This is a genomic window from Nocardia sp. No.11 (assembly GCF_038752175.1).
Classification (GTDB): domain Bacteria; phylum Actinomycetota; class Actinomycetes; order Mycobacteriales; family Mycobacteriaceae; genus Nocardia; species Nocardia canadensis.
The window spans coordinates 23,477-36,121 of the sequence record NZ_JBCGFB010000017.1; the positions used below are offsets into that span (position 1 = coordinate 23,477).

Sequence of the window (12,645 nt, forward strand, 5' to 3'; positions counted from 1 at the left end):
CCGGGTGGCTCAGCCGTCGCGGGTGCCTCGGCGTCGCTCGGCGCGGTCGGCGAGGGTTTCGACGATGCGCCGCCAGGCCGGGGAGGCGCCGGCGATGTGGGTGGTGATGAGGTGGTTCGCCGGGCGGGCGGTGTCACCGGCGTGGGCGATCTCCCAGGCGTCCAGGTCGTCGATGAGCTGGTCCAGGCGCGGATCGCGGGGGTCCCAGTCGACGGATCGGTCGCAGGCCAGCAACATCCGCGTCGTCTCCGGGTCGTCGAGGTCGGTGTTCTTCTCGCGCACGCGCTGGGGGAGGACGCGGGGGTCGATGGCCTGCAACAGGATCCAGGAGTCGCGTTCGAGCCGCACCCGCCGTTCGCTGATGCCGAGTGCGCGCATCCGGTTCAGCAGGGTCACCACCTCGGCGGGCAGGACCAGACTCTCGCCGCTGTCGAGCGCGGCGATCCGGCGGCGGTAGTCGGTGAGCTGATCGATCTTGCGCTGGAGCTCGGCGTCGATGGCGGTGACGGCGGCGGCGAACTCGGTCGGCTGGGCGTGCAGCAGCACGTCGATGCGGGCCAGCGGCACCCCGGCATCGGCCAGGGTCCTGATCCGGATGAGATCCACCGCCGCCTGTGCGCTGTAGCGGCGATACCCGGAGGCATCGCGGTCGGGCTCGGGCAGCAGGCCGACGTGGTGGTAGTGGCGCACGGCGCGCACGGTCACCCCGGCCGTCGTCGCGAGCTGGCCGATCGTGAGCACCGTTCCCCTCGGGTCGTCGAACATCGTCGGCGCCGAGTCTAGGGGCGCGCCGCCCGGTCGACGACGTCCCGGATCGCCTGGACCACGGCGTCCGGGCGATCGAAGCAGAGCCGATGGTGGAACGTGTCGGTGAGCAGGCGTTGCTCGCCGTGCGCGACCGCGCCGACCAGCGCCGCGTCCATCCGCGTCTTGGCGTCCTCGAGTTCCCGCTCGGCCGGGTCGCCGGGAACCACGGTCAGGGCGATCACCGGCACGTCCGGAAGGCCGGGCCCGTCCCGCAATTCGGCGGCGAGCGGAACCAGGGTGCGGCGTTCGGTCATGCCGGTGCGCAGCCACGCGTCGCTGCCCTTGGCGTCGAGCAGCGCGTCCCGGATCTCGGCCGGATAGTCCGTGAGCAGTTCGGCGCGCATGGCGCGCATGGCCGGGCGCAGCTCGGCGAGCTGGGCGAGATCGGGACCGAGTCGCTCGGTCGCGGCCAGGCGCGCGCCGCTGGGCACGTACTGGTCCCAGTCGCGGTGGAGGGCATCGAGCCAGACCAGCCCCGCCACCTCGCCCGGGTGCAACTGTGCGAACCGATGCGCGTAGAACCCGCCGAGGGAGTGGGCGGCGAGCACATACGGGCCGGGAATGCCCTGGGCGCGCAACAGCTCCCGCAGTTCCGTGGCGACCGCGCCCGCCGTGCGCGGGAGCGGCAGCGCGTCGCTGTAGCCGGTGCCGCCGCGGTCGTACACGACGGCGGTGGTGAACCGCGAAACCTGTTGCTGGACACCGAAGTAGTCCAGGCCGACGGCACTCGCTCCCGGCAGGAACACGACCGCGGGCCCGCCGCTGCCCGAGCGGAGCACGAAGAGGCGGCGGCCGTCGATCTCCTGGAACGCGCCGACCGGCGGGACGCGGTGCTGCGGGGAGGTGCGGAAGTTCGTCATGCGCCCACTCTCCAACCCTGACGCAGGGTCAAGGTCAACCCCGCTCCGGGATCGGGGTGCCCGCCGCGCGCAGCCGGTCCGCCAGTGTGTGACAGCGCGCCGCCAGATCCGGGGGTTCCAGCACCTCGAAGTCGTGGCCGAGCAGCAGGATCCGCATCAGCAAGATGTCGAGATCGGCAGCACCACTGAGGATTTCGCACGAATCCCGGTCGCGCTCGCGGACCACGGCGGTGGAGCCGGGGAGCTGGGCCCGGACGGTGTCGGCGGTGGCGTGGACGAGAAAGCGCGCCTGCTCGGCGTAGACCCGGCTCGCCACGCCCTCCTGCACGTAGGTCGCCGCGTCCGGCGCCGCGCGGGGGCGGAACCGCCAGGTGCGCGCGGCGACCTCGGCCATCCGGTCGACGCGAAAGCTGCGCCAGTCGGCCCGGTCGAGGTCGTAGGCGAACAGATACCAGCGCCGATCCGAGGCGACCAGGCGATAGGGTTCGACCCGCCTGCGCCGCGTCGCCCCGGCGGACGGATAGTCGAACGCCGCCTCGACCTCGTCGCGACAGGCCCTGGCCAGGGTGATCAGCACGTCGGGATCCACCGGCGTGTGCCCGGTGCCGAACGACTCCACCGACCCGGTCAGCGCGCGCACCTCGTGCCGCAGCCGGGTCGGCAGCACCCGGTCGAGCTTGGTCAGCGCGCGCAACGCACCGTCGCCGGTGACCGCCCCGCCCGCGCCGACCAGCAGGGAGACGGCGGTGGCGATCGCCTCCTGGTCGTCGAGCAGCAGCGGCGGCAGGTCCTGGCCGGGACCGAGCTGGTACCCGCCGCCGACCCCGTGTCCGGCCCGCACCGGATAACCGAGCGCGCGCAGCCGCTCGATGTCGCGCCGCACCGTGCGCGGGGTGATTCCGAGCCGTTCGGCCAGCTCGGGGCCGGTCCATACCTGCCGTTGCTGAAGCAGTCCGAGCAGGGTGAGTACCCGTTCGGTCTGCCCTCGTTCGTGGTCCGCGGTCGTCATCTCGTCAGCCTGTCAGCAATAGCGGACCTGATCTGTCCGCTATTGCTGTCAGAGTAGGCGAAGCGAATCAGCCGAACGAAAGGGAGCAACCCGATGAGCCGCCATCTCCAGATCACCTTCGACGCCGCCGACCCGAAGGCGCTGTCGACCTTCTGGCGCGAGGTCCTCGGCTATGTGCACCCCGGCCCGCCCGGTGTCGAGCTGCCCGAGGGCGCGGATCCGCTGGCGGCCTGGGACGACTTCCTCGCCCGGATCGGCGTGCCGGAGGATCAGCGCAACACCCGCTCGGCGATCGAGGACCCGGACGGACACGGCCCGCGAGTGTTCTTCCAGCGGGTGCCCGAGGGCAAGGTCGCCAAGAACCGCGTCCACCTCGACGTGCGCGCGGCGCCGGGGCTGCAGGGCGACGAGCGGATGGCTGCCCTGGAAGCCGAGTGCGAACGGCTCGTCGCGCTGGGCGCGACCCGCCTGCGCCGCTTCGAGCCCGAGCCGCCGATGAGCGCGGGATTCATCGTGATGGCCGACCCCGAAGGCAATGAATTCTGCCTCGACTGACGGGAGCCGTGTGCCGGGCCGACGCGGCCCGGCGGCGGGTCAGCGACTGATGATCGGTACCAGATAGGTCCGCGCGAACGCGTCGAGTTCGTCGTCGGTGCGCAGCGGGAGCAGGCCGGTCGGCGCCAGGATCATCGAGTGCACCACGCGGCACAGCACCTCGGCGCGGGCCAGCAGGTCCGGCGTCTCGGCCAGCAGCCCGGCGGCGATCGCGTCCCGGAGCATCGATTCGGTCGTCAGGATCGACATCGTGAAGGTCGACGCGCTGTCGGTGGTGAGGTGCGGCATCACCCGGTCCGGTTCCAGGACCAGCAGCCGCTGCACGAGCGGGTGCTCGCGCCACCGGCCGATGACGGTCACGAGGATGTCGGCGACGAGGTCGTCGAGGTTGTCGTGCCTGCTCGGCAGGCTCCGCAGATCGGCCAGCACGCGCGCGACCTCCCGCGCGAACACCGCGGTGACCACGTCGTCGCGGGAGCCGACCCGGCGATAGACGGTCGCCCGGTCGACCCCGGCCTGGCGGGCGATGTCCTCGATCGTCGTCTTCTTGACGCCCACCTGTTCGAACTGGACCAGCGCCGCGTCGAGGATGCGCGCCGCGGCGGAATCGTCGGTTTCCGGGGTGTTCGTCGAGGTGGGGGACGCCGCGGTCATGTCGACCACGGTAGCAACTCGGCGCCCGATGCAACATATCCACACAATTTGTTGCTGCAACATTGCAATCATTTGTGTTGCATCGTACGGTTGAGGCATGGCTCACTCCGCTGACGCAACGAGGCGTCATCACCGCGAGGAAGCGCACGCGATCCACGCACGCGACGTGCACTTCGACTTCGGTGATGTGCCGATGCACTACATCCCGGGCGAGGTCTTCGCGACCCACGTCATCAATGTCATGCACCTGGTGCTGCCGGAAGGCGAACGGGCGATGGCTCGAGCGCTGGCCGAGGCGCTGCCCTACATCGACGACCAGCGGCTGCGCGAGGAGGTGCAGGGCTTCGTCGGTCAGGAGACGATGCACGCCAGCAGCCACGCCGGCGCGCGCGATCACCTTCAGGCCCTTGGCCTCGACGTCGACTCGATGGTGCGGACCTTCGCCTGGTTCGTCGATCGCATCCTCGGCGACCACGGCCTCACCGGCCGGGCGAAGGAGGAATGGCTCAAGGAACGGCTCGCGCTGTTCGCCGGGATGGAGCACTACACCGCCGTCATCGGTGAATGGCTGCTGGAGAACGACACCTTCGAAGACCTCGGCATGGATCCGACCATGCTCGATCTGATCCGCTGGCACGGCGCCGAGGAAGTCGAACACCGCAGCGTGGTCTACGACGCGTACATGTATGTCGACGGCGGCTACGTGCGCAAGGCGCGCACGGCGGTGGCGGCGAGTGTGTCGCTGCTGGCCACCTTCCTGGTCTCCTCGGCCTACCTCTACGCCAAGGACCCCGCGCCGCACAAGGGTCCGTTCTGGCCGGTGCAGCTGGCCCGGGCGACCGCGCGCGGCATCGTGCCGAATTTCGGCCTGTTCCTCAGCGAGATCCCGCGCTACCTGCGGCCGGGCTTCCATCCCTCCCAGCTGGGGCCGATGGATCGCGCGCTGCGCTACCTCGCGCATTCGCCCGCCGCCCGCGCGGCCGCGCGGTGACGGCCACGGTGACTCCGATGGCGGAGCGGTACACCCCGCCGGTCGCCCTGCGGGCGATCGGCGCCGTCGCCGACGGCTACCGGCAGCTGTTCGTCGCGGGCCGCGCGGCCTCGCTGATCTCGCGACCTAATCCGGTGCGGCACGACGACTTCGAGATCGCGGTGACCGTCGCCGGGATCGAGTCGGTAGCGGTCGATGTCCGCAGCCTGACGCTGACCTCGCCGACCGGCGCACCGCTGCCGCCGTGGCGGCCCGGCTCGCACCTCGACATCGTGCTGCCCTCGGGAGCCCAGCGTCAGTACTCCCTGTGCGGTGACCCCGACGATCGCCGCCACTACCGGATCGCGGTGCGCCGCATCGCCGACGGCGAGGGCGGCTCGATCGAGGTGCACGACCGCTTGGCGGTGGGCGACACGCTGCGAATTCGTGGTCCGCGCAACGCGTTCGACTTCATCGCCGCGCCGTCGTATCTGTTCGTCGCGGCGGGCATCGGCATCACCCCGATCCTGCCCATGGTCCGGGCGGCGGCTCGCGCGCGGGCGCGCTGGCAGCTGGTCTATCTGGGCCGCTCGCGGGCGACCATGCCGTTCCTCGACGAACTGGCCGCCCTCGGCGGCCGGGTCGACATCCGTCCCGACGACGAGTTCGGCACCCCGGATGTGGGCGCGTTGATCGGCCGGGCCACCCCCGGCGCGGCGATCTATGTCTGCGGTCCGCCGCCCGTCCTCGACGCCGCGCACCGGCACGCCTTCACCGTCAACCCGACGGGATCGCTGCACACCGAGCGTTTCTCCGCGCCGCCGGTGATCGACGGCAGGGAATTCGAGGTGACGCTGGCCCGGTCGGGCAGCACGGTCCGGGTCGGCGCCGACGAGACCGCGCTGGCGGCCATCACCCGGGTGCGGCCGGACGCGCTGTATTCGTGCAGGCAGGGGTTCTGCGGCACCTGCAAGGTCGCGGTCCTGGCCGGCGAGGTCGACCACCGCGACCGCAAACTCCTCGACGCCGAGCGCGGCGATCACATGCTGACCTGCGTTTCCCGCGCGGCAGGCGAATCCCTGGTCCTCGATCTCTGAGCAGGGCACGAACGAGAAAGGTCGTCCATGGGGCGAACAACACTCCCGTCGGCAACACCCACGCCCGCCGAACCCGCGCGCGATGATGCGACCTTCGACGTCATCTCACCCGCGACCGGCGCCGTCGTCGGCAGCTATCCGATCCGCACCCCGGCCGAGGTCGCGGCCACGGTCGCCGACGCCCGCCGGGCCGCGGACTGGTGGTCGCGGATCGGCTTCGCCGAGCGAGCCCGCCGACTGGATGCCTGGCGGGGCGAGATCACCCGGGGGCGAGCCGAACTCGCCCAGCTCATCCACCAGGAGATGGGCAAACCGCTCGCGGACGCCCGGCTCGAGATCGCGATGGCGCTCGAGCACCTGGCGTGGGCGGCGGGCAACGCGCGGCGGGTGCTCGGCCCGCGCGCGGTGCGGCCCGGCCTGCTCGCCGTGAATCAGGAATGCACGCTCGAGTACCGCCCGTTCGGGGTGGTCGGGGTGATCGGCCCGTGGAACTACCCGGTGTTCACCCCGCTGGGTTCGGTGTCGTTCGCGCTCGCGGCGGGCAACGCGGTGGTGTTCAAGCCCAGTGAGTACACCCCGGGCGTCGGGCACTGGCTCGCCGGCCGGTTCGCGGCCGTCGTGCCGGAACAGCCGGTGTTCCAGGTGATCACGGGCCTGGGGGACACCGGTGCGGCCCTGTGCCGGTCCGGGGTCGGCAAGATCGGCTTCACCGGATCCACCGCCACCGGCAAGCGGGTGATGGCCGCCTGCGCGGAGACCCTGACGCCGGTGCTGATGGAACTCGGTGGCAAGGACGCGCTGATCGTCGATGCCGACGCCGACCTGGACGCGGCCGCAGACGCCGCGGTGTGGGGCGGCATGTCCAACGCGGGCCAGACCTGCCTCGGCGTGGAGCGCGTGTACGTCCACACCGACGTCTACGACGAGTTCCTCCCGAAGCTCCTCGCCCACGCGCGGAAGCTGCGCGCGGGCACGGGTGCGGCGAAGATCGGGCCGATCACGATGGGCAAGCAGATCGCGATCATCCGTCACCACATCGAGGACGCGCTGGCTCGCGGGGCACGCGCCCTGCTGGGTGGTGCCGACGCGATCGACGGGCAGTTCGTGCAGCCCACCATCCTGGTCGATGTCCCCGAGGACGCGGTCGCCGTCACCGAGGAGACCTTCGGCCCGACGCTGACGGTCGCGCGGGTGCGGGATATGGACGAGGCGATCGAGCGCGTGAACGCCGGCCCCTACGGCCTCGGCAGCACGGTCTTCTCGCGCCGCAACGGCAGGCGCATCGCCGACCGGATCCGCGCGGGCGGCACCTCCATCAACGCCTATGTCGCCCATGCCACCATCGCGCGCCTGCCGCTGGGCGGCGTCGGCGACTCCGGCTTCGGTCGCGTGCACGGCGAGGACGGACTCAAGGAGTTCACCTACGCCAAGGCCACCACCCGGCAGCGTTTCGCCCTGCCGTTGGCCCTGACCACATTCACCCGCGGCGAGACCACCGACGCGATCGTCGATCGCCTGGTCACTGCGCTGCACGGAAGGAATCGGTAAACCATGGCACCAACCGAACACCGTCACATCGTCGTGATCGGTGCCGGATTCGGCGGCATCGGCCTCGCGATCAAGCTGCGCGAGGCCGGCTTCGACGACCTCGTCGTCCTCGAACGCGCCGCGGATCTGGGCGGAACCTGGCAGGCCAACACCTATCCGGGGTGCGCGTGTGATGTGCCCTCGCAGCTCTACAGCTATTCGTTCGCGCCCAATCCCGATTGGTCGCGGACCTACGGCAAGCAGTCGGAGATCCTGGCCTACATCCGGTCGGTGGCGACGAGATTCGATGTCGTCCGGGATATCCGGTTGAACACCGAGCTGCTCGAGGCTCGCTGGGACGAGGCCCGCTCACTGTGGCGTCTGGAGACCTCGCAGGGCGCACTGACCACCGACTACCTGATCTCGGCCACCGGGGTCTTCGCCGAAGCCAAGTACCCGACGCTGCCGGGGGTGGAAACCTTCGCGGGCGCGACGTTCCATTCCCTGCACTGGGATCACGACCACGATCTCACCGGTGAGCGAGTCGCGGTGATCGGCACCGGCGCCTCGGCGGTGCAGTTCGTGCCCGAGATCCAGCCGAAGGTGGCCGCGCTCACCGTCTTCCAGCGTTCCGCGCCCTGGATCGTGCCCCGGATGGACCGGCCGACGCTGGCGGTGGAGCGCTTCGCCCTGCGCCGGATTCCACTGGCGGGCAAGGTTATTCGCGGCGCCTGGTACACCGCGATCGAGGGCTTCGGGCTGGTCGGCTTCGTCGACAAGCGCTTCCGGCACCCCTATGAGCTGCTCGGCCGCTGGCAGCTGCGTCGCCAGGTGCGGGATCCGGAACTGCGCGAGAAGCTGACGCCGGACTACATGATCGGCTGCAAACGCGCGATCTTCGCCGACGCCTACCTGCCCGCCCTCGACAAGGACAATGTCGAGGTGGTGACCGACGGCATCGCCGAGGTGCGCCCGCACTCCATCCTCACCCGCGCCGGAGTCGAGATCCCGGTCGACACGATCATCTACGGCACCGGATTCGAGCCCGCGCCTTCGTCCTACGACCGGATCGTCGGCGGCGACGGCGTATCCGTGGGCGAGGTCATGCGCAAGCACCGGCGGACCTATCTGGGCACCGCCGTCGCCGGGTTCCCCAACCTGTTCCTCACCCTGGGTCCGTTCGGCGCGGCGGGCAACCAGTCGGCGATCTTCATGATCGAGTCCCAGATCGCCTACATCGTCGACGCGGTGAAGACCCTGCGCGACAAGGGAGCACACCGGGTCGAGGTCCGGCAGCAGGTCCAGGACGCGTTCGTCGAGGAGATGCATCGGCGCAGCGCCGATACGGTGTGGCTCACCGGCGGCTGCGACAGCTACTACACCACCCCGGACGGGCAGAACGCCGGGCTCTATCCGAACTGGAGCTTCGAATACCGCAGGCGGACCAGCGCTTTCGATGCCGAGTCCTACGAAGTGAGTGCCTGATGGACATCACCGCGCTCCATCCGCTGAGCCTGCTCACGCGCCGGTCCTACGACGTGCGCGACAAGACGGTGCTGATCACGGGCGCCGGGCAGGGAATCGGCCTCGAACTGGCCAGGATCCTCTCTGCCCGCGGTGCCTTCGTGGTCGTGGTCGACATCGATGAGATCGGCGCCGAGGTGACCGCGGGCGAGCTGGGGCCTCGGGCCCTGGCGATCACGGCCGATGTCAGTGACCGCGCGGCGATGGTGGCCGCGACCCGGCTCGCGGTGGACACCTTCGGCCATCTCGACGTCGTCGTCGCCAACGCCGGGGTGACGCCTGCGCCCGCCACCGTGCGCACGATGGACCCGGCCGATTTCGACCGGGTGATGGCGATCAACCTCGACGGCTGTTTCAACACGGTCCATCCCGCCCTCGACCACATCGTCGCGGCGCGGGGGCACGTGGTCGTCGTCTCGTCGTGCGCGTCGTTCGCGCCGGGCATGGCCGGGTCGCCGTACATGATGAGCAAGGCCGCGGTCGAGCAGTTCGGGCGCGCGCTGCGGGTGGAACTCGCCGCGGCGGGCGCCAGCGCGGGCATCGCCTACTTCGGTGTCGTCGAGACCGAGATGACCCACGCCATGCTCGACCGCGACGACCTCGGCCGGGAACTGGACGAGATGCTGCCGTGGCCGCTGAACGTCCGCATCACCGCGACACACGCGGCCACCGTGATCGCCGACGGCATCGCCCGCCGCGCGGCCCGGACCATCGCCCCCAGCGGGTGGGAGCCGTACGCGCTGCTGCGCGGCGCGGTCAATGTGGTGCTCGACGCGCAGCTCGCGGGCAGCGGCAAGGTCAAGGACCTGCTCGACCGGGTCGAGCGGCGGAGCGGCCGATGACCGCGTCGGGGCGGGGATCGTTGCGCACCAGGGCCGCTCGGCTGCTGGCCGAACGCACGGTCAAGCCGTTGGCCGCCGCGCTGCCGGTCAACACCGCCACCCTGCCGGTGGCCCGGCTGGCGATCGATGCCGCGATGCGGGTGGTCGGGCCGAGCCTGGCGGGCACCTCGGTGGAGCGCGTCGACGACGGCCCGGTCCGCGGGGAGCTGGTCACCGGGCCGAAGGCCGACCGCACCGACGCGGTGATCCTGTACGTGCACGGCGGCGGTTTCGTCGCGGGCTCGGTGGCGGCGTATCGCGGTGTGGCGTCGCGCCTGTCGACCACGAGTCGCGCCCGGGTCTTCGTCGTCGACTATCGCCTGGCGCCGGAGCATCCGAGCCCGTGCGCCCAGCTCGATGTGGCGCGGGCGTATCGGTGGCTGCTGCGGCGCGGGTTCGCCCCGGACCGGATCGTGCTCGCCGGCGACTCGGCCGGGGGATTCCTGGCCGCCGATCTCGCCCTCGCCAACGCCCGCCTGCGACGTCGCGGACCGGCCGGGCTGGTGCTGTTCTCGCCGATGGCCGACCTCGGCCTGCGGATCGCCCGCACCGGTGTGCGCAGCCGGGACGGGGTGATCTCGTACACGCTGTCGGCGAAAGCGCTCGCCCACTTCACCAGCGAGCATCTCGAACTGCGGCCGGAGCGGGGCATGACGCTGCCGCCCACCCTGATCCAGACCGGTGGGGCGGAGTACTTCGCCGCCGACGCCATCGAACTGGCCGAGCGCCTGCGGCAGGTCGGCGGGGTGTGCGAACTCCAGGTCTGGCCCGATCAGATGCACGTCTTCCAGGTCATGCCCGCACTGGCGCCCGAGGCCCGTTTCGCCTTCGGCGCCGCGGGCCGCTTCATCACCTCCCTGCTCGCTCCCGACACCGCCACCGCGGTCTGAACCACGGAAGACCTCCATGTCGACACCACGTTTCGAAACCCTCTGTGCCGCCTTTCAATACAACGCCACCATCGATCCCGACGCCGTCGCGTTGCGCACTCCGGGGAATACCCACACGCTGACCTGGCGTGAATACGCCGACGGCGTGCGCGCCGCCGCGGCGGGCCTGGCGGCGCTCGGCGTCGGCCGCGGCGACACCGTCGCGCTGATGATGAGCAATCGCGTCGAGTTCTATCCGCTCGAAGTCGGCGCCCAGCACGTGGGCGCGACCTCGTTCTCGGTCTACAACACCCTCTCCGCCGAGCAGCTCGCGCACGTCCTCGGCAACGCGGGCGCGCGCGTGGTGATCTGCGAGCCGCAGTACGTCTCGCGGCTGCGCGCGAGCGGCGTGCCGCTCGATCACCTCGTCTGTCTCGACGAGCCGGTCGAGGGCACGGTGCCGGTGGCCGAGATGATCGCCGGTGGCGCTGTGGATTTCGACTTCGACGCGTCCTGGCGGGCGGTCGAGCCCGCCGATGTGGCGACGCTGATCTACACCTCGGGCACCACCGGCAACCCGAAGGGCGTCGAGACGACGCACGCGAACCTGATGTTCCAGGCCTACGGTCTCGGCGATGTGCTCGGGTTCGAGTTCGGCGATTCGATCACCTCGTTCATGCCGAGCGCCCACATCGCCGACCGGCTCACCGCGCTCTACCTCCAGGAGGTGTTCGGCACCCAGGTCACCACGGTGTCGGACCCGAAGCTGATCGCGGCCGCGCTGGCGGATCTGCGGCCGACCATCTGGGGTGCGGTGCCCCGGGTGTGGGAAAAGCTGGCGGCCGCGATCGAATTCGTCGTCGCGAACGAGCCGGACGAGACACGCAGGCAGGGTATGCGGTGGGCGCTGGCGGTGGGGGCCGAGCGCAGCGAATACCAGCTGGCCGGGCAGCCGGTTCCCGACGACGTCGCCGCCGAATGGGCCAAGGCCGACGCACTGGTGCTCTCGAAGCTGCGGGCGAAGCTGGGTTTCGATCGCCTGCGCTTCGCGCTGTCCGGCGCCGCCCCGATCCCACCGCGCACGCTCGGCTTCTTCGCCGGGCTCGGGGTGCCGATCTCCGAGATCTGGGGCATGTCGGAACTGTCGTGCATCTGCAGCGTCAGCCCGCCGAGCGAGACCCGGCTGGGCACGGTCGGGCGACTGCTGGCCGGCATGGAATCGCGCATCGCCGAGGACGGGGAACTGCTCGTCAAGGGGCCGTTGGTGATGAAGGGCTACCGCGGCGAACCGGAGAAGACGGCCGAAGCCGTCGACGCCGACGGCTGGCTGAGCACCGGTGACGTGGTGACCGTCGACGACGACGGCTACCTGCGGGTGGTCGACCGCAAGAAAGAACTGATCATCAACGCCTCCGGCAAGAACATGTCGCCGACGACGATCGAGCACGCCATCAAGGCCGCGACGCCGTTGATCGGTGCCATGGCCACGATCGGCGACGGCAGGCCCTACAACACCGCGCTGATCGTCCTCGACGCCGAGAGCGCCGAACCCTATGCGGCACAGCACGGTCTGCCCGACGCGTCGGCCGCGGCACTGGCCGCGAATCCCGCCGTGCGCGCGCAGATCGCCGCGGGCGTGGCGGCGGGCAACGCCGCGCTGTCGCGGGTCGAACAGGTCAAGCGCTTCCGGATCCTGCCGGTGTTCTGGGAAGCCGGTGGCGACGAGGTGACACTCACCATGAAGCTCAAGCGGAAGGTGATCGCCGAGAAATACACGGCCGAGATCGCCGAGCTCTACGCCGACAACCCGCCCGTCGAGGTGCTGGAACCGGCCTGACCTGTCGTGGGGGGGGGCGCCCCCGCCCCGCCCCCCCCGCGCGGGGGCCCGGGGG

The 12,645-nt window shown here is 70.8% G+C and carries 12 protein-coding genes; 8 read left to right on the forward strand and 4 right to left on the reverse strand.

The features are described from left to right. Positions 1 to 9 precede the first annotated feature (9 nt). The 3 genes from V8688_RS08135 to V8688_RS08145 are packed head-to-tail and all read right to left on the reverse strand — an operon-like array spanning position 10 to position 2,676. Positions 10 to 765, reverse strand: coding sequence for a MerR family transcriptional regulator (locus V8688_RS08135; RefSeq protein WP_255587572.1), 756 nt, complete (start codon positions 763 to 765; stop codon positions 10 to 12). A gap of 14 nt (positions 766 to 779) precedes the next feature. Next, complete coding sequence (locus tag V8688_RS08140; protein WP_218717953.1) at positions 780 to 1,667, reverse strand: alpha/beta hydrolase; 888 nt, start codon at positions 1,665 to 1,667, stop codon at positions 780 to 782. Between the two features lie 34 nt (positions 1,668 to 1,701). Beyond that, complete coding sequence (locus V8688_RS08145) at positions 1,702 to 2,676, reverse strand: YafY family protein (protein ID WP_342800521.1); 975 nt, start codon at positions 2,674 to 2,676, stop codon at positions 1,702 to 1,704. 93 nt (positions 2,677 to 2,769) lie between these two features. Here V8688_RS08145 and V8688_RS08150 point away from each other — a divergent pair, with 93 nt between their 5' ends. Further along, positions 2,770 to 3,231 carry a VOC family protein gene (locus V8688_RS08150; protein ID WP_218717951.1) on the forward strand — a complete coding sequence of 154 codons (462 nt, stop codon included), beginning with the start codon at positions 2,770 to 2,772 and terminating at the stop codon, positions 3,229 to 3,231. A 39-nt stretch (positions 3,232 to 3,270) separates the two neighbouring features. Here the strand turns inward: V8688_RS08150 and V8688_RS08155 are convergent, their stop codons facing one another. Beyond that, positions 3,271 to 3,885 carry a TetR/AcrR family transcriptional regulator gene (locus V8688_RS08155; RefSeq protein WP_218717950.1) on the reverse strand — a complete coding sequence of 205 codons (615 nt, stop codon included), beginning with the start codon at positions 3,883 to 3,885 and terminating at the stop codon, positions 3,271 to 3,273. Between the two features lie 97 nt (positions 3,886 to 3,982). On the opposite strand from V8688_RS08155, the gene V8688_RS08160 reads away from it, so the two are divergent. Genes V8688_RS08160 through fadD11 form a run of 7 tightly spaced genes read left to right on the forward strand, consistent with a single transcriptional unit; the run spans position 3,983 to position 12,590 of the window. Then, positions 3,983 to 4,876, forward strand: a complete 894-nt coding sequence (locus V8688_RS08160; protein WP_342800522.1) for a metal-dependent hydrolase — start codon at positions 3,983 to 3,985, stop codon at positions 4,874 to 4,876. 17 nt (positions 4,877 to 4,893) lie between these two features. Next, complete coding sequence (locus tag V8688_RS08165; RefSeq protein ID WP_342800523.1) at positions 4,894 to 5,952, forward strand: PDR/VanB family oxidoreductase; 1,059 nt, start codon at positions 4,894 to 4,896, stop codon at positions 5,950 to 5,952. A gap of 27 nt (positions 5,953 to 5,979) precedes the next feature. Continuing rightward, positions 5,980 to 7,500, forward strand: a complete 1,521-nt coding sequence (locus V8688_RS08170) for an aldehyde dehydrogenase family protein (protein ID WP_316573793.1) — start codon at positions 5,980 to 5,982, stop codon at positions 7,498 to 7,500. Positions 7,501 to 7,503: 3 nt separating this feature from the next. Beyond that, a complete protein-coding gene (locus V8688_RS08175; protein WP_316573794.1) occupies positions 7,504 to 8,964 on the forward strand; it encodes an NAD(P)/FAD-dependent oxidoreductase in 1,461 nt (486 codons plus the stop codon). Next, on the forward strand, positions 8,964 to 9,845 hold the full coding sequence (locus V8688_RS08180; protein WP_218717945.1) for a short-chain dehydrogenase/reductase: 882 nt from the start codon (positions 8,964 to 8,966) through the stop codon (positions 9,843 to 9,845). Before V8688_RS08175 ends, V8688_RS08180 begins: the two co-directional genes overlap by 1 nt. Next, positions 9,842 to 10,774: an alpha/beta hydrolase gene (locus V8688_RS08185; RefSeq protein ID WP_218717944.1), complete on the forward strand. Its 933-nt coding sequence runs from the start codon at positions 9,842 to 9,844 to the stop codon at positions 10,772 to 10,774. The genes V8688_RS08180 and V8688_RS08185 overlap by 4 nt, the downstream gene beginning before the upstream one ends. Before the next feature lie 16 nt (positions 10,775 to 10,790). Beyond that, complete coding sequence (gene fadD11 / locus V8688_RS08190; protein WP_342800524.1) at positions 10,791 to 12,590, forward strand: fatty acid--CoA ligase FadD11; 1,800 nt, start codon at positions 10,791 to 10,793, stop codon at positions 12,588 to 12,590. Positions 12,591 to 12,645: the final 55 nt, after the last annotated feature.